23 protein-coding genes and 1 pseudogene are annotated in these 24,833 nt (G+C 65.2%); 12 read left to right on the top strand and 12 right to left on the bottom strand.

Annotated elements, in window-relative coordinates; translation table 11 throughout:
* Nucleotides 1-118: 118 nt before the first annotated feature.
* Nucleotides 119-1,501 (bottom strand): amino acid permease, encoded by a 1,383-nt coding sequence (locus KY49_RS29330; protein ID WP_042588825.1) that lies wholly within the window; start codon nucleotides 1,499-1,501, stop codon nucleotides 119-121.
* Here KY49_RS29330 and KY49_RS37825 point away from each other — a divergent pair.
* From KY49_RS37825 to KY49_RS29315, 6 genes are all read left to right on the top strand, one after another.
* Nucleotides 1,475-1,828 (top strand): hypothetical protein, encoded by a 354-nt coding sequence (locus KY49_RS37825; RefSeq protein ID WP_156162636.1) that lies wholly within the window; start codon nucleotides 1,475-1,477, stop codon nucleotides 1,826-1,828. The genes KY49_RS29330 and KY49_RS37825 overlap by 27 nt on opposite strands.
* Nucleotides 1,829-2,127: 299 nt before the next feature.
* Entirely contained in the window at nucleotides 2,128-2,658 is a 531-nt protein-coding gene (locus KY49_RS29325) for a hypothetical protein (RefSeq protein WP_042587855.1), read from the top strand.
* An 18-nt stretch (nucleotides 2,659-2,676) separates the two neighbouring features.
* A complete protein-coding gene (locus KY49_RS29320) occupies nucleotides 2,677-3,159 on the top strand; it encodes a DUF5384 family protein (RefSeq protein ID WP_052495801.1) in 483 nt (160 codons plus the stop codon).
* A gap of 866 nt (nucleotides 3,160-4,025) precedes the next feature.
* Nucleotides 4,026-4,490: a RidA family protein gene (locus tag KY49_RS36440; RefSeq protein ID WP_071756720.1), complete on the top strand. Its 465-nt coding sequence runs from the start codon at nucleotides 4,026-4,028 to the stop codon at nucleotides 4,488-4,490.
* Between the two features lie 26 nt (nucleotides 4,491-4,516).
* Entirely contained in the window at nucleotides 4,517-6,295 is a 1,779-nt protein-coding gene (locus tag KY49_RS36435) for an NAD(P)/FAD-dependent oxidoreductase (RefSeq protein WP_082062467.1), read from the top strand.
* Nucleotides 6,292-7,038, top strand: coding sequence for a TSUP family transporter (locus tag KY49_RS29315; protein ID WP_082062466.1), 747 nt, complete (start codon nucleotides 6,292-6,294; stop codon nucleotides 7,036-7,038). Before KY49_RS36435 ends, KY49_RS29315 begins: the two co-directional genes overlap by 4 nt.
* Nucleotides 7,039-7,268: 230 nt before the next feature.
* Here the strand turns inward: KY49_RS29315 and KY49_RS29310 are convergent, their stop codons facing one another.
* From KY49_RS29310 to KY49_RS29300, 3 genes are all read right to left on the bottom strand, one after another.
* On the bottom strand, nucleotides 7,269-8,294 hold the full coding sequence (locus KY49_RS29310) for a VTT domain-containing protein (RefSeq protein WP_042587853.1): 1,026 nt from the start codon (nucleotides 8,292-8,294) through the stop codon (nucleotides 7,269-7,271).
* A 154-nt stretch (nucleotides 8,295-8,448) separates the two neighbouring features.
* Nucleotides 8,449-9,528, bottom strand: a complete 1,080-nt coding sequence (locus KY49_RS29305) for a zinc ribbon domain-containing protein (protein ID WP_042587852.1) — start codon at nucleotides 9,526-9,528, stop codon at nucleotides 8,449-8,451.
* Nucleotides 9,529-9,800: 272 nt separating this feature from the next.
* Entirely contained in the window at nucleotides 9,801-10,271 is a 471-nt protein-coding gene (locus KY49_RS29300; RefSeq protein WP_042587851.1) for a universal stress protein, read from the bottom strand.
* A gap of 318 nt (nucleotides 10,272-10,589) precedes the next feature.
* On the opposite strand from KY49_RS29300, the gene KY49_RS29295 reads away from it, so the two are divergent.
* Nucleotides 10,590-12,683: a PAS domain S-box protein gene (locus tag KY49_RS29295; protein ID WP_042587850.1), complete on the top strand. Its 2,094-nt coding sequence runs from the start codon at nucleotides 10,590-10,592 to the stop codon at nucleotides 12,681-12,683.
* Nucleotides 12,680-13,327, top strand: coding sequence for a response regulator (locus KY49_RS29290; RefSeq protein WP_010089481.1), 648 nt, complete (start codon nucleotides 12,680-12,682; stop codon nucleotides 13,325-13,327). Before KY49_RS29295 ends, KY49_RS29290 begins: the two co-directional genes overlap by 4 nt.
* 48 nt (nucleotides 13,328-13,375) lie before the next feature.
* Here KY49_RS29290 and KY49_RS29285 read toward each other — a convergent pair whose 3' ends face one another.
* On the bottom strand, nucleotides 13,376-13,777 hold the full coding sequence (locus KY49_RS29285; protein WP_042587849.1) for a lysozyme inhibitor LprI family protein: 402 nt from the start codon (nucleotides 13,775-13,777) through the stop codon (nucleotides 13,376-13,378).
* 324 nt (nucleotides 13,778-14,101) lie between these two features.
* Between KY49_RS29285 and KY49_RS38840 the strand changes: the two are divergent.
* Nucleotides 14,102-14,280, top strand: a pseudogene (locus tag KY49_RS38840) (copper chaperone); the annotation flags it as partial.
* A gap of 88 nt (nucleotides 14,281-14,368) precedes the next feature.
* On the opposite strand, the gene KY49_RS29275 reads toward KY49_RS38840, so the two are convergent.
* From KY49_RS29275 to KY49_RS29250, 6 genes are all read right to left on the bottom strand, one after another.
* Nucleotides 14,369-14,698 (bottom strand): DUF4148 domain-containing protein, encoded by a 330-nt coding sequence (locus tag KY49_RS29275; protein WP_042587847.1) that lies wholly within the window; start codon nucleotides 14,696-14,698, stop codon nucleotides 14,369-14,371.
* Between the two features lie 222 nt (nucleotides 14,699-14,920).
* On the bottom strand, nucleotides 14,921-15,826 hold the full coding sequence (locus tag KY49_RS29270; RefSeq protein WP_042587846.1) for a PilZ domain-containing protein: 906 nt from the start codon (nucleotides 15,824-15,826) through the stop codon (nucleotides 14,921-14,923).
* A 90-nt stretch (nucleotides 15,827-15,916) separates the two neighbouring features.
* Complete coding sequence (locus tag KY49_RS29265) at nucleotides 15,917-18,445, bottom strand: penicillin-binding protein 1A (protein WP_042588823.1); 2,529 nt, start codon at nucleotides 18,443-18,445, stop codon at nucleotides 15,917-15,919.
* Nucleotides 18,446-18,674: 229 nt separating this feature from the next.
* Complete coding sequence (gene lhpH, locus KY49_RS29260) at nucleotides 18,675-19,682, bottom strand: trans-3-hydroxy-L-proline dehydratase (protein WP_042587845.1); 1,008 nt, start codon at nucleotides 19,680-19,682, stop codon at nucleotides 18,675-18,677.
* 81 nt (nucleotides 19,683-19,763) lie between these two features.
* Nucleotides 19,764-20,885: a branched-chain amino acid ABC transporter substrate-binding protein gene (locus KY49_RS29255; protein ID WP_042587844.1), complete on the bottom strand. Its 1,122-nt coding sequence runs from the start codon at nucleotides 20,883-20,885 to the stop codon at nucleotides 19,764-19,766.
* A 130-nt stretch (nucleotides 20,886-21,015) separates the two neighbouring features.
* Nucleotides 21,016-21,753, bottom strand: a complete 738-nt coding sequence (locus KY49_RS29250; RefSeq protein ID WP_042587843.1) for a FadR/GntR family transcriptional regulator — start codon at nucleotides 21,751-21,753, stop codon at nucleotides 21,016-21,018.
* A gap of 243 nt (nucleotides 21,754-21,996) precedes the next feature.
* Between KY49_RS29250 and lhpI the strand changes: the two genes are divergently transcribed.
* The 3 genes from lhpI (at nucleotide 21,997) to KY49_RS29235 (ending at nucleotide 24,291) form a co-directional block, all read left to right on the top strand.
* A complete protein-coding gene (gene lhpI, locus KY49_RS29245) occupies nucleotides 21,997-22,932 on the top strand; it encodes a bifunctional Delta(1)-pyrroline-2-carboxylate/Delta(1)-piperideine-2-carboxylate reductase (RefSeq protein WP_042587842.1) in 936 nt (311 codons plus the stop codon).
* A gap of 154 nt (nucleotides 22,933-23,086) precedes the next feature.
* The gene (locus KY49_RS29240; protein ID WP_042587841.1) at nucleotides 23,087-23,494 is read left to right on the top strand and encodes a response regulator transcription factor; all 408 of its coding nucleotides are present in this window, start codon (nucleotides 23,087-23,089) and stop codon (nucleotides 23,492-23,494) included.
* A gap of 17 nt (nucleotides 23,495-23,511) precedes the next feature.
* On the top strand, nucleotides 23,512-24,291 hold the full coding sequence (locus KY49_RS29235; protein ID WP_042588822.1) for a helix-turn-helix domain-containing protein: 780 nt from the start codon (nucleotides 23,512-23,514) through the stop codon (nucleotides 24,289-24,291).
* 100 nt (nucleotides 24,292-24,391) lie between these two features.
* Here the strand turns inward: KY49_RS29235 and KY49_RS29230 are convergent, their stop codons facing one another.
* Entirely contained in the window at nucleotides 24,392-24,742 is a 351-nt protein-coding gene (locus tag KY49_RS29230; protein ID WP_042587840.1) for a metal ABC transporter ATPase, read from the bottom strand.
* Nucleotides 24,743-24,833: the final 91 nt, after the last annotated feature.

Genomic DNA, 24,833 nt, shown 5'->3' with positions numbered 1-24,833 from the left:
CGCAGGCATCGGCGGGCGGCCGCGCGAAGCGAGGACAAGCAATGCCGACAGCATAGAACGCCCGGCCCGCACATGCATGACCGAAATCAAGCGGCAGGCCGGACGAGACGCGCGCAACCTACGATTCCGTCGAGACCGACGCCACCGGGCGGTTCGCGTAGAACAGCAGGTAGGCGACGCCGAGCAGCACGATCCACGCCGGCCCGATCACGAGCGCGACGCGCGTATCGGGCGTGAACGCCATCAGCACGACGACGAGCGCGAGGAACGCGAGCGCGACGTACGAACCGAGCGGGTAGAACGGCACGCGGATCGGCAGGCGCGCGATCTTGTCGGCCGACAGCGTGCGGCGAAAGCGCATCTGCGCGATCAGGATCACGCACCACGTCCAGATCGCGCCGAACGTCGACACCGACGTGAGCCACGTGAACACGTGCTGCGGCGCGAGATAGTTGAGCAGCACGCCGACCAGCAGCAGCGCGACCGACACGGCCACGCCGTAGACCGGCACGCCGTTGCGGTTCACGCGCCCGAGCACGCGCGGCGCCTGGCCCTGCTGCGCGAGGTTGTAGAGCATCCGCGCGGTGCTGAACAGGCCGCTGTTGCACGACGACAGCGCGGCCGTCAGCACGACGAAGTTGATGATGCCGGCGGCGGCCGGGATGCCGAGCCGCGAGAACGTCATCACGAACGGGCTGCCCTGCGTGCCGATCTGGTTCCACGGGTAGATCGACATGATCACGAACAGCGCGCCGATGTAGAAGATCAGCACGCGCCAGAACACCGAGTTCACGGCCTTCGACAGCGATTTCTCCGGGTTGCGCGCCTCGCCGGCGGTCAGGCCGAGCATCTCGACGCCGAGATACGCGAACATCACGATCGGCAGCGCGCCGATCACGCCGGACCAGCCGTTCGGCATGAAGCCGCCGTTCGACCACAGGTTCGAGATGCCGGTCGGGATGCCGCCGTTGCCGAGGCCGAGCGTGATCATCAGCGCGCCGCCGATGATCATCAGCACGATCGTGACGATCTTGATCAGCGCGAACCAGAACTCGAACTCGCCGTACAGCTTCACCGCGACGAAGTTGACCGCGCCCATCGCCGAGAGCCCGAGCAGCGCCCAGATCCAGTTCGGCACATCGGGGAACCACACGTGCATGTACACGGCGACCCCGGTGACCTCCGCCATGCAGGTGACGATCCACACGAACCAGTAGGTCCAGCCGGTCAGGTAGCCCGCGAGCGGGCCGAGATAGTCGCGCGCGTAGCGGCTGAACGCGCCGGCGACCGGGTTGGTGATCGCCATTTCGCCGAGCGCGCGCATGATCAGGAAAATCACGACGCCGCCCAGCAGATAGGTCAGCAGAATGGCCGGGCCGGCGCTGCGGATCGCGGTGGCCGAGCCGAGGAACAGGCCGACGCCGATCGTCGCGCCCAGCGCCATCAGGTTGATGTGCCGCTCTTCCAGCCTGCGGTGCAGCTGGTCTTCTTGTTGTTTCAATTGCGTCTCCTGGCGGCCGTGGGCGACCGCCGTCACTGTGTCGATATCAGCGCACGGCTTGCCGGTGCTGCTCAGGCCGCCGAAAACGAAATGATTCCCGCCGCTTATTTCCGGATTGGAAAGGAAACGGATATTGAGCGAAACCGTTCGGAATCGCCGCGCATTATCCGGATATTCCGAAACAATCCGGAAAGCGGCTCGTGCCGCTTCGGGAACACGCCGACACGCCGGACGCGGCGTGCCAAAGCGCGCCGTGCCCAGCATTGCGTTCAACGGGAATTCAATCGAATTCGGCGCGGCATGCCGCGCCTCCTGTGTGCGCCTTGATGCGCATGCAATATGCAGGCGGGATTATATGAATGATCAGACGATTCGCGCCAGTCGATTTTGCGTGGCAAGCACCGGCGCCGCTCGCGAACGCTGCCGGTGCTTTCCGTCACCGCACACGCCCATGTTTTTTTAAATACATTTCGCGCCGCAACCGCCTAAAGGAATTCGTAATATTGCCGTAAACTGTTAACCGGATTTCAACGTCCCGCACTGCGCGATGCCCACCGACTCAGTCCGTGGACGTCTTTTTTTGAAGTCCGAGATCTTCAATAAACAACCACACGCAAAGGAAATTCATGAGGAAGGTTGCTCTCACCCTCATCGCCAGTTCGGTCACACTCGCTGGCTGCGCCACGCCTGGCATGGAAAACAAGGCAGACGCGTACAACGTGCTCGATGTGAATCAGCGTCAAGAAGTGCGCACCATCGAAATCCTGACGATCCTGCCGGGCAAAGTGCAGGTAAGTAACGAGCAGAACAAGAAGACCGCGCAACTGGCCGGCGCGATGCTCGGCGCTATCGCGGGCGCTGCGATCGGCGGTACGACCGGCCCCGGCGGCTGGAACCGCACGGGCGTAGGTACGGTCGCAGGTGGCGCCGTGGGTGCCGCGGCCGGTTCGATGGTGAACGACAAGGTGCTGGTGGATGGCGTGCAAATCATGTACCGCGACGGCAAGTCGGCATTTGCATCGGCTCAGGTCGGCCGCGTGTGCGAATTCAAGCCGGGTACGGCGCTGATGGTCGGCTCGGGCAAGACCACGCGCATTCAGCCGAACTCGCAATGTCCGGTCGTCGGCGCGGCACAACAACCAGCACAGGTAAAGTAAATGAAGCACGGAATTTCTATGCTTTTCTTGCTGACGGCACTTCCCGCGTTCGCGCAGGAACAAGCGCCCGTCAATCTCGATAACGGCATCGCACGTATGCAGGCGCTCGAATCGAATGCCGAACATGAGCGCGCCGCGCAGCAGCAGCAGGCCGAAGCCGACCGTCGCAGGCAGCGACAGCAGGCAGCCGCGGCCGAGCGCAAGCGCAGCGAAGCGCATGCCGCGGCGCAAGCGCAGGCCAATCGCGAACGGCAAGCTGCGGTCAACCGTCAGCGCGCGATCGAAGATCAGGACCGCAGCTACGAAAACCGCTACAAGGAACTGCAGCTGAAAAGGCTGGAAGCGCAAGTTGCGCGCGAAAACGATCGCATCAATGCCGACCTCGCTCGATCGAAAGCGGAAACGGATGCGGTGCAATCTCAGGCGGATGCAAATCGCAACGTGAGCAAAGGCGTGGAGAAGAACTTGAAGGACGCCAATCGCCACTGGTGGGAAAAATAACTCCGCTAAACAACGCCCATATCGGCAGGCCGTAACGGGATGGCCAGCCTGACCGACACAACCCGATCAGCATGCTGATCGGGTTGGCATTCATGCTCATCGTGTCGACTTGGCAGCCGTGGCTTCGCATTCCCGGTCATGTCGGGCCAGATGGGCGAGATGCGGGCCGCGCTCGGCTCGGCAAGCGGGCCTGTCACGCCATCGTGGCGCGATGGCCGGTTGAAAACGGTCACGGGCGGTTTGGTTCTCCGGGAACTTGCGATCCTCCGCGCAGTGATTCGGGCCGCGCGTTCGGATATGTGTTCGTACGAACGACCTCGCCGCTTTAGCTACCAATGGTGGCATCCAAGAATGACCAGTGCTTCGAAGCCTCCTTGCGGGCCTTCAAATTAGTCGCTCTCACGCCACGCAATCGCAAACGAATTCCGACAGAAATCTTCTTGCACACCCGGGGGGGGGGGGGGGGCGTGGGTTTCGGAGTCGCAACTCGACGCGTTATGCGTATATATGATAAGGCGGTAGTCACCTGCGCTTCCCGAAAAACTCCTTGCAACTCCCAGGCATAGACGTGGCTGCCGCGCAGCCTTACTCGTCGCAGACTCGTTGCTACTTACGCCAACATCCCGGTCACAACAGCCGAGCAAGATGGCCGCGCCGCACACATTGACTCAAAAACAAACATTAATGACCAAATCGACCATACAAAAAATGAACAATCAAAGAATTCAACAAATGGATATCCAATAAAGCGGACAATACATCAATAAAGCAGATATGAATTTTTTAAAGCGGTGGTGTGCAGCACAGAAAAAATGTATCCTCACACAAATACTAAACCACCCCCTAGGCCGAAGGATTAAAGTGAAATGTTACAAGATGATTACGATTTGAGAGTTCAACAGCTTGGCATCTCAATACCAACAACAAAACCGGCCGCCAATTATGTCAACGCAATCCGCAACGGCGACCTCCTTTACCTTTCTGGCAAAGGCCCATATTTTCGGGACGGAATTATTAAGGAAGGCAAGCTCGGCAAGGAATTTACGTCGACGCAAGGGTACGAATTCGCCAAAGATGCTTGCATTAATCTACTATCAAGCATCCGGTCGGAAACCGGAAGCCTATCTTCTATAGTCCAAGTCATCGAAATACAAGGATTCGTTAACTGCACGGAAGATTTTCGCGACCACGCAAAAGTACTAGATGGGTGCTCCGACCTACTCACATCGATATTCGGTGAACGCGGAAAACATGCGCGGTCAGTTTTTGGAGCGAACTCACTTCGAGATCAGCTTCCAGTAATTATAAAAGGCATCGTTAAAATAAAATAGCCCGCCCCAATATCCAAAATTATAAGATGAAAACCATATTCGCGATTTCCGATGTCAACCCCAAGCTCGATTGCATCCTGAGAGAATCATCATCGACCATCACTTTTAAATCGATTCAAGAAATTCCGGAATTCGCGTGGACCCCACCACCAAACTTACTAGTTTGCGATGCCACCCCCACCAACATCAAAGCGCTATCAAAAATAAAAATCACATCATCCGAAACGAAAATCATCCTTATCTACAAACCACAGAACAAGAAATACTTACTTGAAGCACAGAAAGATGCTCCTAATATTATCGCAACAATCCCGGTCGCCGGAGAGTTCTCTCATGATCATCTGCGGCGAATAGAAAATGTACTAACAGGTTCCCGCAGCCCAACGGTTCGAAAATACCCCAAATCCGTAGAAATCCTTCTTGTCGGGGCGGGAATTGTGAATCTCATTACCGCGTTAAAACTGCAACTCTCCGGATATCGGGTTCGCGTTCTCGATGCCGCACCCGAGCCGAACTCGCAAACATCATGGGAAACCCAAGGGTGTACGTTTGGCGGAGAGAATGCGCGAATGTTTTCCTTCTTCGAAACCCGAAATCATTTCGTCAATTTATCGGGACATACGGTACACCGCGCACTAACAAAACCACTTGACCAGAACGGCTGGTTAATCGGAGAGCACGCGCTTGCATCATTGCCTTGGCAACATTTGCGCAGCAATGAAGTTCAGTGGATGCGTGGAGTATATAATGAAGACTTGATTAAAATCACAAAGCAAAGTCATCAAGACTGGCTCAATCTTCGTGATAATCTCCCGCATCTATTTTTAGATGTAGCCTTTAACGATGTACTTTTGCGACTCTACTCCACCGACGCTCAGTATCGTGCGGCAATCGAATTGGAAAGCGCTGCGGAATCACTCATCGCGCAAGTGAAGCTTGATGATTTAGTAAAACGTCACCCAATATTTTCAGATGCCTGTGAAACTGGAGCGATAGTTGGAGCACTACGAGTAAAAGGATTTACACTGAAGATTCATGAACTTTCCAAGAACATCATTGAACATCTTCGCCAATCTGGCGCAACAGTTGAGTTCTGCACCAAGGTTCACGATGTAAAACTCGACTCAAATGGAAACATTCGTGGTGTTGTAGCAAACGGACGCCTCACGTCAGCCACTCATTACGTATTTTCCCCCGGCGCATACCATAAATCCGTTCTGTCCACCTTGGATGATTCTGTCGATATGCACGCAGTGGCTGGCGGTTGGCTAAAACTGGATGTCCCAACCAAGACCAACAGGGCGATTGCATTCAAACTAAGTCGATCCGGCATCTACTCAAACGGAGCAGCCGAGGGCGCCAATGTCTTTGTATCACCAAAAAGTAACCATACATCTGAAATTTTGATCAGCTCAGTTCATGGGTACGTGGGAGAAAACCCCAGAAAAATATCAACTCAAGAGTATGAGCCATTTCGAGCTGTCCTTGAGGATGTGCTAAAAATGATTTTCCCGAAGTTTGCCGAGCACTATTTTCATACCAACTCTTGCAAGCAATCCATTCGATACTGCCACCGTCCATGGACTGCAAATTGTCTCGGCATATTTTCGATTCGCAACGCCACCGAAGGCTTGGCATTGATAACGGGCGGACACAACACGGGCGGCTTCACTCAAAGCGCAGCCGTTGCCTCCGCAGTTCTTGATGCAATTGAAGGCCGGGATCATTTGATGCATACGCTCTATCATCCTGAGCGCGAATCGAAATTAAGCAATGCAATCCAGAAAATGGAAGAACTTGCATGAGCCTCAATATTGCACAAATATCCGAACTTGTCGTCATCCTATTCATCACCGGCGCCGTAAAGGGAAGCATTGGATTTGGAATGGCCCCTCTGGCAGTTCCACTATTATCGCCGGTCATCGGTGTCAAGTCAGCGGTTGCCCTTTTGAATATGCCGGTTCTGATCAGCAGCGTTCAATTATGCATAATGCAAAAGAGTTTTATTTCACCCCTTAAAAAGTACTGGAAATTGGTGATCTTCCAAGGCATGGGCGTTATACTGGGCACTAGCTTTTTGACGGCTGCTGACGCGCGACTCGTTTCTCTGACCCTTGGGCTTTGCATCTTATTTTTCATCTCCACCCCTTTCATCCAGCGAATAGCGCCTAAAATCCATATGCCACCACTTTTTTCCGAACCTATTGTCGGCGGAGTCGGCGGAGTGCTCGGCGGGGCAACCAGCATTTTCGGCTCATTTATTGCCGCCTATATCTCCAGCAGGGAAAATACCAAGGACAGCGTAGCAAGAGCCATTAATGTCATCACCTTGATGGGGAGTCTCATTGCGGCAATCCTGTTTCGCGAAAATGGGCAGCTAGAATTCATCAGCATCGAATCATCCGTGCTGACGTTCATACCCGTCGGCTTAGGCGTATGGGCAGGAACGAAATTTAGAGATTACGTTTCAGATAAACTTTATCTAATCTCCATTAAAATCCTACTCACCATCATATCCACCTCGTTAATTGCGGAATATTTTTTATAATGCCAAGAATGAGTAAATTCAGAAAACCGTTTACGTCAAAATGGTTTTCAGGTCTGACAACACATGATCTAAGAGCGCACCAGCCCACCTGATCGCGCCGGCCGACGTCGGTCTGGCTCAATTCGTCTCGACCGACAAACTGTCGCCGATCGCAGATGCGTAAACGACTCTTCTGGATGTGGAGAAGCGGTACCTCACTGCGGCTTTTCGTCAGGAAGCGGCTCCGGACATCACTTCGACAACGTCGCCCGCACCGTATATTCGCCGTCGAGCCCGCCGTGATCAGGCCGCACGAAATAGCGCGACGAATCCAGATCGTCCGGCATCGGCTCGACCGGATAGCCGTGCTTTTCCCACGCGTCGAGGCCACCCTTCAGCGCCTTGATGTGATGCGCCATCTTCTTGCGCTGCAGCTGCGCGACGATGCGCTTGGCGGTCGCCTCGTTCGGGCACACGCAATAAACGACGATCGGCCGCTTCAGCACGTCGGGATCGATCAGCTCCGGCGAATCCAGATCGAGCGGCACCGCGCCGGCGATCCGGAACGGCTCGCGTTCGCGCACCGCGCGCGGCCGCGCGTCGAAGATCAGCGGTGGTTCGTCGGACGTCATCATCTCGGCGAGCTGCGGCGGCGAGATGCGCACCTGCGCGAGCCAGCGCCGGAACTGCACGCGGCGCACCCAGCGGTACAGCACGAACGTGATGAAGATCGCGAGGAACGCGTCGAGGATCGTCCCGCCGCTCGCGCGCACCCACAGCACGGCCTGGACGATCTGGTCATGAGCCGCCGAGCCGCCGACGAGCCAGAACGCCGCCCACAGCGCCGCGCCGGCGAAGTCCCACAGCAGGAACACGCCGACGCCGATCGCCGTCGTGCCGAGCAGCGGCGCGGACACGAGGCCGAGCCCCGGCAGGAATTTCGCGAGCACGAGGAGCGGCGCGCCGTGGCGTTCGAACAGGTTGCGTGCGAAGCGCAGCGTCGTGTCGAGCGACAGCGAGAAGCGCACGAGGCCGTTGAGCAGGCGCCGGCCGCGCGTGCGGCCCATGAAGAACCACAGCGAGTCGGCGAGCATCGTCGCGCCGACGGCCGCCGCGAACATGGCCGCATAGGACGCCTGCCCCATCGCCGCCATCGTGCCGCCCAGGATCAGCATCGGCACGGCCGGCACGGGCACGCCGAGCTGCGTGATGAGCACGCTCGCGAACACGGCCCACGGGCCGAGCGACGAGGGAATCGCGACGGGAAAGTGCCACACGGCGGCGCTCCTGGATGACATGCGGGCCGGACCGACGCCGGCGTCCGGCCGTGCAACGATCGCTGCGACAGTTGCGCAGCCGGGACGGCATGTCCGGCATTCTAAACGGGATTGACGAACGCCGCGCTGTACGGTGCGCCGGACGCCGCGCGCGTCACGCGGCGGGGGTGGACGGCGTGGCTGGCGCGGTCGTGCCGGCGAACGTGCCGCACGACGGGCAGAAGCGGCTGAACGCATTCTTGCGCGTGCGGCACTGCCCGCATGCGTTGAACACGCAGATGCCGCAATGCGGGCAGAAATTCGCGTTCGGATCGGTGGTGTCGAGCGGCCGCTCGCAGCCGGGGCAGACCTTCTTCGCGATGCGCGCGTACGCGGTCACGAAATCGATCGCCTCGCGCCGCGACACGTCCGGCTGCTGCTCCTCACGGCGCTTCTGCTCGAGATAGCGCGACAGCGCGCGGATCGCGTACTGCCCGACCGCGACCGTCAGCACGATGCCGACGAGATAGCGCACGTAGCCGCCATAGCTCGGCAGGTACGGCACCAGTTCGACGAAGAATCCGTACAGCGCGAAAAAGATGAAGCCCCATACGAACGGCCAGTAGCGGCTGCCGCGCTTCTTCGCGAACAGCCAGCCTGCGACCAGCAGCAGCGGCAGCGTGAACAGCAGCCGGATGCCGAACACGCGCAGTTCCTGCTCGCGCTGGGCCGCTTCGAGCTTGCGGTCGGCCTGCGCTTCGAGTTCGCCGAGCGCGAGCCGGGTTGCGCCCTGCTCACGCTCGAGCGCCTGCGCGGCCTGCTTCAGCGTGCCGATGCGGGCCTGCGCGTCGCGTTCGCGCTGCGTCGCCGCCTCGAGCGCGCGCGCATGCGCGAGCACGGCCGGATCCTGTTCCGCGCGCTCGGTCGCATGGCGGCTCGCGATCGTCGTGCGAAACGATTCGCGTGCCTGCTGCGTATCCTGCTCGGCCGCGGTCAGCAGCATCGACGCCTGTTCGGTCGCGTCGCGATTCGCGGTCAGGTCCGCCGACAGCTTCGCGAGCGTCTGGCGCAGCGGCGCGGCCGCCTGCCGGTCGACGAACGCGTCGCGGTCCAGCGTCACCTCGACGCGCGGCAAATCGCCGACGATCAGGCCGCCGAGTCCGATCAGGAAGCCGGCGAACACGACGGCGATGATCCACAGTGCGCGCTGGAACCACACTTCGGCCAGCCGCAGTCCCTTGGTCGATATTGTCATGCGTGATGGGCTCCGTGGACGCCGGCCCCGTCGCGCGTCGGCGTGACGCGCGCCCGGCGATGAGCGAAAAAAGGGGCTACGGCACGGATGCTGCCAGATGTGCGCCGCGCGGCGCAACTTCAGCGCGGTTGAACGCGGCGCGCGCGGCCGCGAAGCGGACGGACGCGCCGCGGCAGGTGCGCCGCTCAGTGCATGCGGCGCCGGCACGACGCATTGCGCGGCGCGCCGTCAATCGCCGCGCTCGCACGCGGCCCGGTTCATGCACGCGCGGCTCAGGCGGGCTTCGTTACCGTTTTCTCGTCGTGCCGCACCAGCAGCACCGGCCGGTCCGCCGCGCGCAGCAGCGACTCCGCGACGCTGCCGACCAGCAGCCGGCGCAAGCCGTGCCGCCCGCTCGTGCCCATCACGATCAGGTCCGCGTCGGCCTCGGCCGCCGTGCGCATCAGCACGGCCGCGATGTCCTCGCCATATGCTGTCAGCGCGCGCACCGTGCCCGGCACGTGGTGCGCATCGAGCGCGGCCTTCGCGTCGTCGAGCACGAGCGTCGCGGCGTCCAGCGCCGACGGCTCGGGTTCCCGTGTGTCCGCGAAGCCCGCGTCGACGTCGACGAGTTGCGTCTTGTGCTCGACGACGGACGCACAGGTGATCGCGCCGCCGGACGCGACCGCGATCCTGATCGCCTCATCCAGCGCGAGACGCGCACTTGGGCTGTCGTCGAGCGCCACGAAAATTCGCTTGTACATGTTCCGCACCTCTCACCGGACAGCCTTGCGCGTCGCGCAAGGCAGGTTCGAATCCGATCGCCGGCGGCTCCGCCGGCCCCTATGCTTCCTAGTCTGGCCCCACGCTCCCGGACGCCCGTTGACGCGCATCAAATACGGTCGCACAACAGGCCCCCCGATCTTTTGTCTGAATTTCCGCTGCCCCCATTACAAAAAAGTCATAAAACGCGCACAATTTCGTCTCGATAACAGATACCGCCAAGCATCGGGCGCCAACCGCGCCCGATTTTTCCTTTGTCGCCCCGGTGCCAGGGCGGCCTCGGACAGAGTGGCCCGTAGATGACCGCCAGCGGAACCCCGACGCGCGACGCCCCGGTGCGCACGCGCTTTCAAACCATGTTACGCCAGCCGTTCGCGGCCGGCATCGTCGCGCTCTGCGCCGGCGCAACGCTCTCGCTGGGTGTCGCGCTGATAGTGCGTGAGCAATGGCAAGACACCGTCCATGCCCGTTTCGAGCGCCGCGTCACGCACGTGACGGCAATGCTGCTCCACGAGCTGCAGGACAGCGTCGGCGTGCTCGAAGGCGCGCGCGGCGCGCTCGGCCTCGCGCCGCAGATGACGCCCGTACAGTGGCGCCAGTATGTCGACGCGCTCGCCATCGACAACAGCCGTTCGCCGATCAGCCAGCTCGGCTATGCGCCGCTGCCGCCCGCCGTGCGCGGCCAGCTCGCCGGCGCCGCCGCGCCTTCGTCGGCCGTGCCGCTCGCGGTCGCCGCGCTCAGCGCGCCCGCGTCGTCGGCGCCCGCCGCGCGCTTCGGTGCGGCCGACGCCGTGTCGCTGCGGCGCGCCGTGCAGACCGGCAACGCCGCGCTCGGCATCCGGGCGGCCGACGACGATGCCGCCCGCACCGTCACGCTGTTCCTGCCCGTCGCCGACCCGCAGCACCCGGTCTCGCGGGAAGGCGGCATCGACGGCGTGCTGTTTGCCGAGCTCAGCCCGCGGCGGCTCGTCGAGCGCGCGCTCGACTCGGAGCGCGGGATCGACCTGCGAATCAGCGTCGACGGCGACCCGCGGCCGATCGTCAGCGCGGAGACCATCACCGACGAGGCGTCGCTCTCGCCCGACCTGATGCGCCGGACCGAGGTGCTGAACTTCGGCGGCAGCACGCTGACGCTTGCCTATTCGGCGGACGGGCGGCCGAGCGCGACCGGCGCGCAGCGCGCGGCGGGCACGGTGCTCGCCGCCGGCCTGCTCGCGTCGGTCGTGTTCGCGGCGCTCGCGTATGCGCTGGTGCGCGGCCGGCCGGGGTCCGCCGCGGACGTCGGCGCCCGCAGCAGCGGCATCCTGAACGAAGCGCGGATGATGGGCATCATCCGCTCGTCGATGGAGGCGATCATCACGATCGACGAGAAGCAGACGATCGTGATCTTCAACCCGATGGCCGAGCAGGTGTTCGGCGTGTCCGCGATGGAGGCGATCGGCGCGCCGCTGTCGCGCTTCATCCCCGAGCGGTTCCGCGCGGCGCACGCGAAGCATGTCGAACAGTTCGGCGTGACGGGCGTGTCCGAGCGGCAGATGGGACGCCAGCGCGTGCTGTTCGGGCTGCGCGGCGACGGCGAGGAATTCCCGATCGAGGCGTCGATCTCGCAGATCCGCGATGCGTCCGGCAAGCTCTACACGGTGATGCTGCGCGACATCACCCAGCGCGTGCGCGCCGAGAACGCGCTGAAGCAGTCGCGCGAGGAGCTGCGCGAGCTGTCGGCGAACCTGCAGAACGTCCGCGAGGAAGAGAAGACGCGCATCGCGCGCGAGCTGCACGACGATCTCGGCCAGCAGCTCACCGCGCTGAAGATGGACCTGTCGGTCGTCGAGCACACGCTGCGCGCGCCCGACAGCGGACGGGCCGGCGAAGACGTGCTCACCCACCTGCAGGGCATGCGGCGGCTGATCGACGCGACGGTCGCGTCGGTGCGGCGCATCGCGGCCGACCTGCGGCCGGTGATGCTCGACGATCTCGGCCTCGTGCCGGCGATCGAATGGCTCGCGAACGATTTCACGAACCGCTATGGGATCGACGTCGAGCGCCACATCGAGCCCGGCGGCCTCGCGTTCACCAATGCCGGCGCGACCACGCTGTTCCGCATCGTCCAGGAAGCGCTGACCAACGTCGCCCGCCATGCGGACGCGACCCGGGTCACGCTGACGCTCGGCGTCGAAAGCGGCTTCTGCGTGCTGCGCATCGCCGACAACGGCCGCGGCGCGGCGCCCGGCGGGCCGACGCACGAAGACAAGTCGTTCGGCCTGATCGGCATCCGCGAGCGCGCACACATGCTCGGCGGCACCGTGACGATCGACACCGCGGTTTCGCGCGGCTTCTCGATCAGCGTCGCCTTGCCGCTGACCACGATTCAACAGGAAACCTCAATCACATGATCACGGTGCTCATCGCCGACGACCATACGCTCGTGCGCGACGGGTTGCGGCACATTCTGCAGAACGCCAGCGGCTTCGAGGTCGCCGGCGAGGCCTGGGACGGCCCGACGACGATCGCGCTCGTGCGCTCGACCCCCGCGCAGGTGCTGGTGCTCGACCTGTCGATGCCCGGCCGCAACGGCGTCGAACTCATCAAGCAGATCAAGGACGAGAAGCCGGCGCTACGCGTGCTCGTGCTGACGATGCACGCGGAGCAGCAATATGCGGTGCGCGCGTTCCGCGCGGGCGCATCCGGCTATCTGACGAAGGAAAGCGCGAGCGCCGAGCTGGTCGGCGCGGTGACGAAGGTCGCGTCGGGCGGCGTCTACGTGAGCCTCGCGATGGCCGAGCAGTTCGCGCAGAGCCTGAACGAGCCGGCGGAAACGCTGCCGCACCAGCGGCTGTCGGACCGCGAGTTCGACGTGTTCCGGCGCATCGCCGCCGGGCAGACGCTGACCGAGATCGCACAGGCGCTGTGCGTGAGCGCGAAGACGGTCAGCACGTACAAGACGCGGATTCTCGAAAAGATGCAGATGCCGCATGAAGCCGCGCTGGTGCGCTATGCGATGCGGCACAAGCTGCTCGACGAGACGGACGACGTGTAACGGGCGACGTGCAACGGACGCGCGCCGGCGGCACGCGTTCCGCCGCCGTCACTTCGCCGGCACCGGGCAGGCGAGATCGCCCTCTTCGCACGACAGGTAGCCCTGCAGGCTCTCGGTGCGCGCTTTCGTCAGATCGTCGAGGCACATCGACACCACCATCGGATGGACGCTGCCGCCCTCCGCGCCCGCGCTCGAGAAACCGCATTCGGCGTCGCGATACGCGACCCACGCGCGCTGCGCGGAGACGAGCTTCTCCGCCAGCGGCCGGTTGGCCCGCACCCGCGCGGTGACGGCCTCGTAAGCCCGGTTCAGCTCCGCATCGGATTTCCGGTACGCGCGCTCGGCGCACGCACTCATCGACGCCTGGTCGGCGGCATTCGCGCAATTCGCCTGCGCATGGGCATTCGCCGCCACGGCCAGCAGCAACAGCAAACCGGTCAAGACACGCATGGACGCTCCTTTTATTCGTTGATGTCGTGGAACACGATGCCGGGCGGCCGCCCTGCCGCGCCTCGGAGCACGGCGCCGCGCGCCGGGCCGGCGCGTGTCGACGCGCTGCGGCCGCCTCGGCGCGGCGACATCGACCGCGATGCTAGCGCACGAGCGCGCAATTGTCAGCCGCATAGTGCCGCGCTTGCATCTGCCCCTCGTCCGCCTACACCGGAAAATCGAAACCCCGTTTCGATCCCGCTAGCGCATCCATCCCGCTCCCCGCAACCGCTGCATTCCTTGGCGCAATCCGTGTTCGCACCGTCGACACGCGCGCGGCGTCGCGTCGGCTGCTGCTGGGCGCTGATGCTGCTGATGGTCGTCGTCGGCGCCGGCAGCCTCGACTGGACGCTCGCGCTCGCGGCCACGATGGCGATCGAGAAGAATGCCGCGTGGGGGCGCCGCGTCACCCGCCGCTCGACTTCGCGCTGCTCGGCGGCGCGGTGCTGATCGCCGCCGGGCATTATGTGAGAAAGCCCGCACTGAACCGAGTGCGGGCTTTCCGTCATTCCGGGGCGATCCGGCCGCCCTCGCGGGCGCCGCCGCGTCTGCTCAATGGCCGCGGTAGACCGACGACGTGTCGCCGGACACCGGCACGACCACGCGTTGGCCGGCTTGCGACGCTGCGGCGGCATTCGCGCCGTAGCCCGTCGTATCGGCCTGCGCGCCCGGGTTGCGGGCGGCGGCGATCTTCGCCTGCGCGGCCTGGATGTTTTCCGGATAGTTGATCCAGTCGTTCGGGTTGTAGCCGGCCTTCTCGAGTTCGACCAGTTCGGCGCGCACTTGCGCGCGCGTCAGCGGCTGCTGGTTCGACTGTGCGAACGAAACGGCCGGGGCGGCCACGATGACGGCCAGTGCAACTGCCTTGATCAGCGAATTCATGATTTGGAACCTCCAAGATTGTTTTCAAACGCATCGGACTCATGGTTCGGTGCGGATGAGTGGAAGTCTAGGAGCCCCCGCAATCAGGGTAAATACTTAAATCGCAAATTCACTGTTGACGCAAAACGTACAATCACCGTCTGCCCGGCCAATCAATCAGATGATTATCGAGCCGGCGGCAACGAATGTCCCGCACAAAACGAGCGCGGGACGCGACGTCATTCAATTCACCCCGCCCCATTCCGCCGACGCCATCAGCCGATCGAACAGCAGCGCCTTGAGGCGCACGACATCGGCCGCCTCGATGTCGTCGCCATACGTGACGTGATGCAGCACGAGTTGCGGCGCGGCCGGGTCGGCGTGCGTGTGGCGCACCGTGCCGTCCAGCGTCAGCAACGCGACATTGCCGCCGACCTCGTAAGGCAGCCGGATCCGCAGCGGCTCGCCCGCCGCGGCGATCGTCTGGCTCGCCGCCACCGACAGCCCGCTCAAGCTGATGTCGCGAACGATCCCGAAGCTGCCCACGCCGTCCCGCACGCTGCAGCAGCGGGCCGCGAGCCGCGCCGGCACGCGCGGCTCCGCGCGCACCCGCAGGCATTCGATGAAGCCCGGCGGCGACAGGGCCATGAACGGCGCCAGGCCGGGCTGCACCATGTCGACGGTCGCCGCGAAGCGGTACGCCGCGGCGCGCCCGATCGCGATCGCCTCGACGTCGTCGCCCGGCCTGAATTCGAGCGCCGTCGCATGCTGAGGCTCGACGAGCAGCGACTGCGACGCCCGCTGGCCGATCAGCCGGCAGCGCAGCATCGTGCGCGTCGCGCCGACCCGCCGCCGCAGGCCGATCGGCGCGCCCATCCAAAGGCCCATGTGCGCGACCGACGGCACGCCGTCTTTCTGCGGTTCCGCCGGGCCGGCTGCTGGGCCCAAGCCGGCCACGCCCAGGCCGGCCGCGTCTCTTCTCGCTGGCTGGAAATGGTCGAACAGGAAAGCGGGCTGCGCCGGATCGTGCAGCGTCGTGCCGGCCGGCAGCAACGCGGCGCCGCCGAGATCGTAGACGTCGAAGCCGAGCGGCGCACCGGCCAGGAAATCGTCGTGCTCGAGCGCGACGAAATTGTAGGAAGTGCGCATCGGAGGGACGCGGACGAGCCGCGCGAGGCTGTCGTGATGGCGGTATTACGGCAGCCTGCGCGAAACCTGAATCGGAGGATTACCCGGGGATTACTCCGCGCCGCTCGCCCCGGCGGGCGCTTGCGTGTCGGGCGGAGCCGGCGCGGGAGCCGGCGATGCCGGAGACGTCGGCGTGGCCGGCAGCGCGCCGTTGCCGCCGCCCGCACCGTTCGACGGCGGCGCCTGCGGCGCACTGGCGGCGCTGCCCGACAGCGCTGCCGCCGACGCGGCGACCTCGGACGCCGGCACCCATTCCTCGACGATGCCGCCGGACGCGGCTTCCGGCGCGGACGCCTCCGACGCCGCACTCGCCTCCGGCTCGGCCGGCTGCGGCGCACGCGGCGCCTTCGGTGCAGGCGGCGGCGTCTTCGTGTCGGACTTGAACCAGCCACCGAACAAGCCCGTCATCCGATCCTGCAGCGATTCGAGCCAGCCCGGCGCGGGCTCGGTATCGAACTTCGCCTTGCCGTCGATCAGCCGCGCGCGCAGCGCACGCTGGAAGAAGTCGCCGACGATCGGCAGCGCGCTGTGCGCGCCCTGTCCCCAGTAATCGCTGCGCAGCGTCACGCGCCCGTCGTCGAAGCCGACCCACGCGCCCGCGACGAGGTCCGGCTGCATCAGGATGAACCAGCCGTCCGCGTTGTCCTGCGTCGTGCCGGTCTTGCCCGCGACGTCGCCGCGAATCCCGAAGCGCGTGCGGATGCTCGTGCCGGTGCCGCGGTCGACGACGTCGCGCATCACGTCGACGAGCGTCTTGTCGGTCTCGGCGTCGAGCGCGCGCTCGGGCGGCGCCGGCGCGTACTCGGCGAGCACTTCGCCCTGGCGGGTCTCGATGCGCGTGACCATCTGCGGCTCGACGTACAGCCCGCCATTCGCGATCGTCGCATACGACGCCACCATCTCCTTGAGCGTCACCGGGCTCGTGCCGAGCGCGAGCGACGGCACGCGTTCGAGCGCGCTGTCGCGCACGCCCATCGCGTAGGCGAGCCGCGCGACCTTCGCGGGCCCGATCTTCTCCATCACCTGCGCGGTGATCCGGTTGCGCGACAGCGCGATCGCGTCGCGCAGCGTCATCGGCTTGCCCGTCGGCGGCGCGTCGTCGTTCGGCCGCCAGATCTCGCCGCCCTTCAGCGGGATCTCGACCGGCTGGTCGACGAACGTGTCGTCCGGCTTCATCCCGCTCGCGAACGCCGCGCCGTAGACGAACGGCTTGAACGTCGAGCCCGGCTGGCGGCGCGCCTGCGCGACGTGGTCGAACGGCTCGGCCGTGAAGTCGCGGCTGCCGACCCACGCGCGGATCTGCCCGCTGCGCGGATCGATCGCGAGAAAGCCGGCCTGCACGTCGGTCTTGGTCTTGCAGAGCGCGCGCATGAAGCCGCGGTCGGCGGCGAGCGCCTTCATCGCGGCGGCGTCGTTCTTGCCGGCGTCCTGCATCGCCTTGTATTCGGGCGCTTCGCGCATGAACGCGCGGAACACCTCGTTGTCGGTCCCGCAGCCGTCGCGCCCGCTCCATGCGCCGTTCGCGATGCCCTGCAGCGCGTTCGCCTGCTGCTTGAGCGCCTGCGTCGCCATCGCCTGCAGGCGCGCGTCGATCGTCGTGCGGACGATCAGGCCGTCCGAGTAGATGTTGTAGTCGTTGCGGTCGGCCCATGCGATCAGCCACTTGCGCAACTGCTGCGCAAAGTGCGGCGCAGGCCCGGGCGGCTCCTTCTGGCGCTCGAAGTCGATCCGCAGTGGGCGGCGCTGCAGCTGCTGGAGCGCCGCCGGCGACAGCTTGCCGTACTTCACCATCTGGCCGAGCACGGTATTGCGCCGCTGCAGCGCGCGTTCGGGGTTCAGCACCGGGTTGTAGTAGCTGTTGCCCTTCAGCATCCCGACGAGCGTCGCGCTGTCGAGCACGTCGAGCTCGTCGGCCGACTTGTCGAAATAGGTGCGCGCGGCCATCTCGACGCCGTATGCGTTGTACAGGAACGGCACCGTGTTCAGGTAGGTCTCGAGGATCTGGTCCTTGCTGTAGACCGCCTCGATCTTCAGCGCGGTGATCGCTTCCTTCAGCTTGCGCGTGAGCGTCGGCGCGCGGCCGATCTCGTCCGGATACAGGTTGCGCGCGAGCTGCTGCGTGATCGTCGAGCCGCCCTGGCGGCTGCCCGAGAACGTGTGCAGCGCGGCCCCCGCGGTGCGCCGCCAGTCGAGCCCGTGGTGCTCATAGAAGCGGTGATCCTCGGTCGCGATCAGCGCGTCGATCATGTGCGGCGAGATCTGCTTGAGCCCGACCCATTCGCGGTTCGACGGCTTGAATTCGGCGAGCAGCTTGCCGTCGGCGGACAGCACCTGCGCGGGCTGGTCGACGCGCGCCTTTCGAATGTCGCCGATGCCCGGCGTGAACGGGATCAGCGCGAGCACGTACAGCACGAACAGCGCCGGCACGGCGGCGACGGCGAGCAGGACGCCGCGACGCGTCGGGTGACGCAGGTGCAGCCAGGCGGCGGCGAGGAGACGCTTGAGCAACGCGGCGGCGGCGGCCGCGACGGGTTGGGCGCGCGCGACCCACTTGGCACAAAGGTCACGCACTGACGACACGTTTCGGCGATTCACGCGGATGTGGGATCTGCTGGAAAGGCAGCATCGTACCAAAACTCGCGCGGCGCGCCGTCCGGCGGACGGCACAGCGCCTCGCCGGCGCTCGTTCGCGCGCTGGCCGCCGGGCCGGCGACGCGCGCAAAAAAGGCGCGCGTCCGGCAACCGGAACCGCGCGCCAAGCCTGGTACTGCAACCGCTTCGACCCGTGCCCGGCAGCCGGGCTGCGCGCTCAGCGCACGAGGAAGCCGTACGCCTGCGGATCGCGTTCGTCGATGATCCAGTTCGCGAAGCCGCACACGTACGCGCGGCCCTCCACCTCCGGTATCACCGCCGGGATCTCGCCGACGGTCGTCTCGCGTAGCACGCGGCCCTTGAAGATCGTGCCGACGATCGATTCGTTGACGAGGGTGTCGCCCGCCGCCAGCAGCCCGCGCTGGTACAGCTGCGCAACGCGGCCGCCGGTGCCGGAGCCGGTCGGCGAGCGGTCGACCTCGCGGTCCGCGAACACGCAGCAGTTCGCCTGCGTCGAGCCCGGGTGGCGCGGCGCGCCCGCGATGATGGTCCCGTAGATGTGGTTGATCTCCGGAATCTCGGGATGCACGACCGGATACGCGGCGTTCGCGGCCGCCTTCACTTGCGCGCCGAAGCGGATCAGTTGCTCGACCGCGGCCTCGCGCACCGGCAGGTCGAACGGCGCGCCGTCGACGTAGAAATAGAACGCGCCGCCGTACGCGATGTCGCCCGTCACCGCGCCGAACGACGGCGTATCGACCGTCACGTCGCGCTTCCAGATGAACGAGGGCACGTTGACGAAGCGCACCGGCCCCGCGTGCTCGCCGTCCCACTTGACGAACGCCTCGATGAAGCCGCACGGCGCGTCGATGCCGACCCGCGTTTCCGGCGCCGTGCGCTGCACCCAGCCGAGCTCGACCGCGGCAGTCGCCAGCGCGATCACGCCATGTCCGCAATGGTCGCTGTAGCCCTCGTTGTGCACGAAGATCACGCCGAAATCCGCATGCGGCGACACGGGTTCGGTCAGGTAGCCGCCGTACATGTCGGCGTGGCCGCGCGGCTCGAACATCAGCGCGCGGCGGATTTCGTCGGCGTGCTCCTTCAGCCACGCGCGGCGCTGGACGATCGTGTCGCCCGGCAGGCGCGGCAACCCGCTCGTGACGATGCGGAACGCTTCGCCGCCGGTGTGGACTTCGACAGTGGAAATGGATCGCGAAATTTTCATCGGTTGCTCAGGGGATTTGAGTCGGGAACGCGGCGGCGGCCGGCGCGCACGCCGGCCGCGCGAGCCGCTCGAGCGCGGCAATCAATCGCCGTACGGCACCGGCAAGCCGTTGCGGATCACGTAGACGCTCGTCGGCGCGCCCTTCAGGTCGCCGCTCGCATCGAACGAATAGGTGCCGGCAACGCCCTTGTAGTCCGACTTCGCGAGCTGCGCGATGAGCTTCGCCTTGTCGGTCGTCGTGCCGGCCTTGACCATCGCGTCGGCGAGCAGCTTCACGCCGTCGTAGTAGTTGACGCCGTACACCTGCGGATCGGTGTGGTACGTGTCGTGGTACTTCTTCAGGAACTCGCGCCCGGCGGGCGTCTTTTCGAGCGCGACGCCGCCTTGCGCGCAGTAGACGATCGACGCGGCCTCGCCCGCCACCTTGCCCATGTCGGCCGAGCAGATCCCGTCGCCGCCGAGCAGCTTCGCGCGCAGGCCGCGCTGCTTCATCTGCTTGGCCATCGGCGCGCCCTGCGCCGCGTAGCCGCCGAAGAAGATCACGTCCGGGTTGGTCGACTTGATCTTCGTCAAGATGCCGAAGAAGTCGGTCGCGGACGAACTCGTGAATTCCTGGTCGACGATCTTGATCCCGTTCGCCTTCGCGACGTTCGAGAACTGCTCGGCGACGCCCTGGCCGTAGGCGGTGCGGTCGTCGACGATCGCGGCGGTCTTCGCATGGAGCGTCTTCGCGGCGAACACGGCCATCGTGCCGCCGAGCTGCTCGTCGCTCGCGCCGATCCGGAAGATGTTCTTGAAGCCCTGTTTCGTGAGCGCCGGGTTCGACGCGACCGGCAGCATCGGCACGCCCGCGTTGCTGTATACGCGCGACGCCGGGATCGCGACGCCCGAGTTGTACGGCCCGAGCACCGCGACGACGCCCTTGTCGACGAGATTCTGCGCGACCTGCACGCCGGCTTTCGGGTCGGCCTGGTCGTCGTCGGACGCCAGCTTGAACGTGACCGTCTTGCCGCCGACCTTCAGGCCCTGCTTGTTGATCTCGTCGACCGCGAGGCGGACGCCGTTTTCGTTGTCCTTGCCGTTCGCGGCCTGCGGGCCCGTGAGCGGCGCCGAATGGCCGATCATCACGACTTCCTGCGCATGGGCGGAAGCCAGCGCGCCGGTGGCGACGGCCACGGCGAGCGCAATGACGAGTTGACGCATGGTGTGTCTCCTGATTGGTTTTAGTCGAACCAATGTAGGACACAACTGGTCATTATTCAAGCAGTTTAAAAAAGCGGCCCCATCTTCTGGTCAAAAATCAGACCAGAGCAACAGAACAAAGACGCCCCGCTTACTTCGGCGCGATGTCGCGCCGCACGCGCAGGATGTGCTGCTCGACGTAGAACGCGGCCGCGTCGGCGTCGCCGGCGACGATCGCCTCGTAGATCAGCCGGTGCTCGGACACGTAGAGCCGGATCCGGCCCGCGTCGTAGATCCCGTCGTCCTTCAGGCGCTTCCACAGCGGCTGGTCCATCGTCTTCGCGACTTCGTCGGCGATCTTCACGATCAGCGCGTCGCCCGTCATCAGCGCGAGCTGCCGATGGAACAGCCGGTCGCTCTCGTTCCACAGCGCGCGCTGCCGCGGATCGTCGATATCGGTGATCGTTTCCATCTGCGCGAGATAGCGCTCGGCGACCGGGTCCGGCTTGCGATGCGCGGCCGCGAGGCGCGCGATCGCCGGTTCGAGGATCAGCCGCACGTCGAGGGTCGAGGTCGGGCTGAAGTCGGCCTCGGCCGCGGCGCGCTGGTCGCCGCGCCGCGCCAGCACGTCGAGCGGGGCCGACACGACATAGGTGCCCGAGTTGCGCTTCGTGAACACGAGCCCTTCGTTCTGCAGCGCGCCGAGCGCCTCGCGCACGGCCGGGCGGCCGACCTGGAACAGCGCCGCGAGCTCGCGCTCCGACGGCAGCCGGGTGTCGGGCGCATAGCGCCCCGCGCGGATCTCGTCGCGGATCTTTTCGGCAACCTGCTCGTAGATTTGCAGCGGCCGGAAGCCGTTTTCGAGGATTTCGAGGCGCGCGGACGACATCGTGGGGGCTCCTGCCGGATGTTCGGGATCGTGGACGGGTTCGCACTATACCGGAGCGGGGCGTCGCCGCGCCCGCTTCTGGACAGATATTAGAACCAAAAGCACCCGGGCGTTTTATTTTCCGGCTTGTCACCCCGCCGGAAATTGGTATAGATTCGATCCAGAGTGCCCGTCTCGCGGTATCCGGCAACCCAGCACCGGGCGCGCTGTCCGCCCGGCGTCCACGCTCAACCGACGCACACGATGACCGCTCTCTCCCAGACTCCCGTTTTTGGCGCGGCCGCGACTGCCGCGTTGCTCGACTATCCGGCGCTGCTCGCCGCCCTCCGGCAAACCGTCGTCGAGTACGCGGCGGGCGGAATCGTCAGCCCCGAGCGTCTCGTCGTGCCGCTGCAGGCGGGCGGCGTGATGCTGTCGATGCCGTCGAGCGCGCGCGACATCGCGATCCACAAGCTCGTCAACGTCTGCCCCGGCAACGCCGCGCGCGGGCTGCCGACGATCCTCGGCCAGGTGATCGCGTGCGACGCGACGACGGGCGAAATGCGTTTCGTGCTCGACGGCCCGACGGTCACCGGGCGGCGCACCGCCGCGGTGACCGCGCTCGGCATCCAGGCGCTGCACGGCGACGCGCCGCGCGAGATCCTGCTGATCGGCACCGGCCGGCAGGCGGCCAATCACGCGGAAGCGCTCGCAACGATCTTTCCGAGCGCGCGCCTGCTGGTGCGCGGCACCCGCGCCGCGAGCGTCGCCGCGTTCTGCGACGCCCAGCGCGCCCATGCGCCGCAGCTCGCGCCGCTCGACGGCGACGACGTTCCGGGCACCGTCGACGTCGTCGTCACGCTGACGACGAGCCGCACGCCGGTCTACCGCGAAGCCGCGCGCGAAGGCCGGCTGGTGGTCGGCGTCGGCGCGTTCACCGCCGACGCGGCGGAAATCGACGCGGGCACCGTGCGCAACAGCCGGCTCGTCGTCGACGACCCGGCCGGTGCGCGCCACGAGGCGGGCGACCTGATCCTCGCGCAGGTGGACTGGCGCAACGTGGCTTCGCTCGCCGACGTGCTCGGCGGCGCGTTCGTGCGCGGCGGGCCGCTGCTGTTCAAGAGCGTCGGCTGCGCGGCGTGGGATCTCGCCGCCTGCCGCGCGGCGCGCGACGCGCTCGACGCACGCCGGGCCGGCTGACCCGGCCGGTGCGTCACGGGTTTCGGCCCCGCTGCGTTTCGGCCCCGTCGCCACGGCGCATGTAGGAAAAACCCTACAACGCGGCGAAGCGGCCTACGCAAACTTCCAATTCGGCCGATTTCCTTTTTGGCGTCGCAACCGGATACTGGCTTTCATGAATGCCAGCCTGTCATCCGTTGCGCTCCGGGTGTTCCTCGTCGATCACGCCGTCGCGGTACGGCGCAGGATCGCGCTGCTCGTCGGCGCGATCCGTGGGGTCGACGTCGTGGGTGAAGCGGAGGACGGCCAAGGTGCGTGGACGCACATCCGCCGGTGCCAGGCGGATGTCGTGATCGTCGACCTGCGGCTCGCGGACGGCAGCGGTCTCGACCTGATCGGCATGCTGTCGAAGGTCGCGCCGCGCGTCGTCACGATCGTGCTGACGAACCATTCGGCGCCGGCGTTCAGGGAGGCATGCGCGACGGCCGGAGCGGATTACTTCTTCGACAAGACCGCCGAATTCGACGCCGCATGCCACGTCATCGAATCCCTGGTGCGCTCGCGTCGCGCGCACCGCACCTGAAAGTGCCGGAGTGCATCATGTCATCAGCATCCGTTGGCGCTGCTGCCGTGCCCGTCGCGCGGCGGCTTGCGACGCCGCTTCACGCGATTGCCCGGGCCGACGCCCCGAAACACCCCGCCGCGCGCTGCTCGGTCTGCGCGATGCGTTCCCTGTGCCTGCCGCCGCAGCTCACCGCGGCCGAATACGGCCGGCTCGACTCGATCATCTGCACGACCCGCCATGTCCGCCAGGGCGACGCGCTGTTCCGCACCGACGATCCGTTCCAGAGCATCTACGCGGTGCGCGCGGGGTCGTTCAAGACGGTCATGGTGCATCGCGACGGCCGCGAACAGGTGACGGGCTTCCAGATCGCCGGCGAGACGTTCGGCATGGACGGCATCAGCAGCGGCCAGCATTGCTGCGACGCGATCGCGCTCGAGGACAGCGTCGTGTGCATCATCCCGTTCGGCCAGCTCGAGGCGGCCTGCCGCGAAATGAAGCCGATGCAGCATTTCCTGTATCAGATGCTGAGCAGCGAAATCGTCCGCGAATCGAGCCAGATGCTGCTGCTCGGCACGATGTCCGCCGAGCAGCGCGTCGCGCAATTCCTGCTGAACCTGTCGTCGCGCTTCCAGGCGCGCGGCTATTCGGCCTCCGAGTTCAACCTGCGGATGACGCGCGAGGAAATCGGCTGCTACCTCGGGATGAAGCTCGAGACCGTCAGCCGGATGTTCTCCCGGTTCCATCGAGATTCGCTCGTCGAGACGCACGGCAAGCGCGTGCGCATCATCGACGCGGAACGGCTCGCGCGCGTCTGAGCGGCCGGCAAGCCGCGCGACTCGCCGCACGCACCCGTCGACACGAACCGGCGCGCGCTCGTCGCGCCCGTTGTTGCGCCCGTCGTGCCGCCCTTCGCGCTCAACGCAGCGCATGCGAACCCTGCCCGGTCGTGCCCGGCGTCCCCGTCCCCTGCCCGACCCACGCCATCAGCGTCCGCTCGGCTGCCGCGAACGCGCGGCGCACCGCTTCGTGCGGGTCTTCGCCGACGCAATGCGGAATCGGCCTCAGCTCGTTGTTGCGGGTGATCAGGTCGAGCCGCACGTCGTACGCGCGCTGGCCGGCGCCCGACGCGCGCGACTCGATCGCCAGGTGGCAGCCGCTGATCAGCGTGCGGAACCGTTCGAGGCGCACCAGTTGCTCGCCGGCTTCCGCCTCCAGTGCGGCCGAACCGGCGAATCCGAAGTAGGCGATCTGCATGCCCACGCCCATGTTGTTTCTCCCGACGGCGCCGCCCTCGTGCCGATCGCCTGATATGCGCCGCCCGCGTGGCCGCGAGACGGCGAAGATTCATCTGTAGTGA

Source organism: Burkholderia sp. MSHR3999, assembly GCF_000833595.1.
GTDB lineage: Bacteria > Pseudomonadota > Gammaproteobacteria > Burkholderiales > Burkholderiaceae > Burkholderia > Burkholderia ubonensis.
Note: the sequence above shows the minus strand (reverse complement) of the source record. Positions and strands in the feature narration are given on the sequence as shown.

Excerpts from the sequence above, each read along its gene's own strand:
- KY49_RS29230 (WP_042587840.1), bottom strand. The coding sequence starts at position 24,742 with ATGGGCGTGGGCATGCAGATCGCCTACTTCGGATTCGCCGGTTCGGCC.
- KY49_RS29255 (WP_042587844.1), bottom strand. The coding sequence starts at position 20,885 with ATGCGTCAACTCGTCATTGCGCTCGCCGTGGCCGTCGCCACCGGCGCG.
- lhpI (WP_042587842.1), top strand. The coding sequence starts at position 21,997 with ATGACCGCTCTCTCCCAGACTCCCGTTTTTGGCGCGGCCGCGACTGCC.
- KY49_RS29285 (WP_042587849.1), bottom strand. The coding sequence starts at position 13,777 with ATGCGTGTCTTGACCGGTTTGCTGTTGCTGCTGGCCGTGGCGGCGAAT.
- KY49_RS29240 (WP_042587841.1), top strand. The coding sequence starts at position 23,087 with ATGAATGCCAGCCTGTCATCCGTTGCGCTCCGGGTGTTCCTCGTCGAT.
- KY49_RS29235 (WP_042588822.1), top strand. The coding sequence starts at position 23,512 with ATGTCATCAGCATCCGTTGGCGCTGCTGCCGTGCCCGTCGCGCGGCGG.
- lhpH (WP_042587845.1), bottom strand. The coding sequence starts at position 19,682 with ATGAAAATTTCGCGATCCATTTCCACTGTCGAAGTCCACACCGGCGGC.
- KY49_RS29325 (WP_042587855.1), top strand. The coding sequence starts at position 2,128 with ATGAGGAAGGTTGCTCTCACCCTCATCGCCAGTTCGGTCACACTCGCT.
- KY49_RS36435 (WP_082062467.1), top strand. The coding sequence starts at position 4,517 with ATGAAAACCATATTCGCGATTTCCGATGTCAACCCCAAGCTCGATTGC.
- KY49_RS29295 (WP_042587850.1), top strand. The coding sequence starts at position 10,590 with ATGACCGCCAGCGGAACCCCGACGCGCGACGCCCCGGTGCGCACGCGC.
- KY49_RS36440 (WP_071756720.1), top strand. The coding sequence starts at position 4,026 with ATGTTACAAGATGATTACGATTTGAGAGTTCAACAGCTTGGCATCTCA.
- KY49_RS29320 (WP_052495801.1), top strand. The coding sequence starts at position 2,677 with ATGCTTTTCTTGCTGACGGCACTTCCCGCGTTCGCGCAGGAACAAGCG.
- KY49_RS29275 (WP_042587847.1), bottom strand. The coding sequence starts at position 14,698 with ATGAATTCGCTGATCAAGGCAGTTGCACTGGCCGTCATCGTGGCCGCC.
- KY49_RS29315 (WP_082062466.1), top strand. The coding sequence starts at position 6,292 with ATGAGCCTCAATATTGCACAAATATCCGAACTTGTCGTCATCCTATTC.
- KY49_RS29300 (WP_042587851.1), bottom strand. The coding sequence starts at position 10,271 with ATGTACAAGCGAATTTTCGTGGCGCTCGACGACAGCCCAAGTGCGCGT.
- KY49_RS29250 (WP_042587843.1), bottom strand. The coding sequence starts at position 21,753 with ATGTCGTCCGCGCGCCTCGAAATCCTCGAAAACGGCTTCCGGCCGCTG.
- KY49_RS29270 (WP_042587846.1), bottom strand. The coding sequence starts at position 15,826 with ATGCGCACTTCCTACAATTTCGTCGCGCTCGAGCACGACGATTTCCTG.
- KY49_RS29290 (WP_010089481.1), top strand. The coding sequence starts at position 12,680 with ATGATCACGGTGCTCATCGCCGACGACCATACGCTCGTGCGCGACGGG.
- KY49_RS29305 (WP_042587852.1), bottom strand. The coding sequence starts at position 9,528 with ATGACAATATCGACCAAGGGACTGCGGCTGGCCGAAGTGTGGTTCCAG.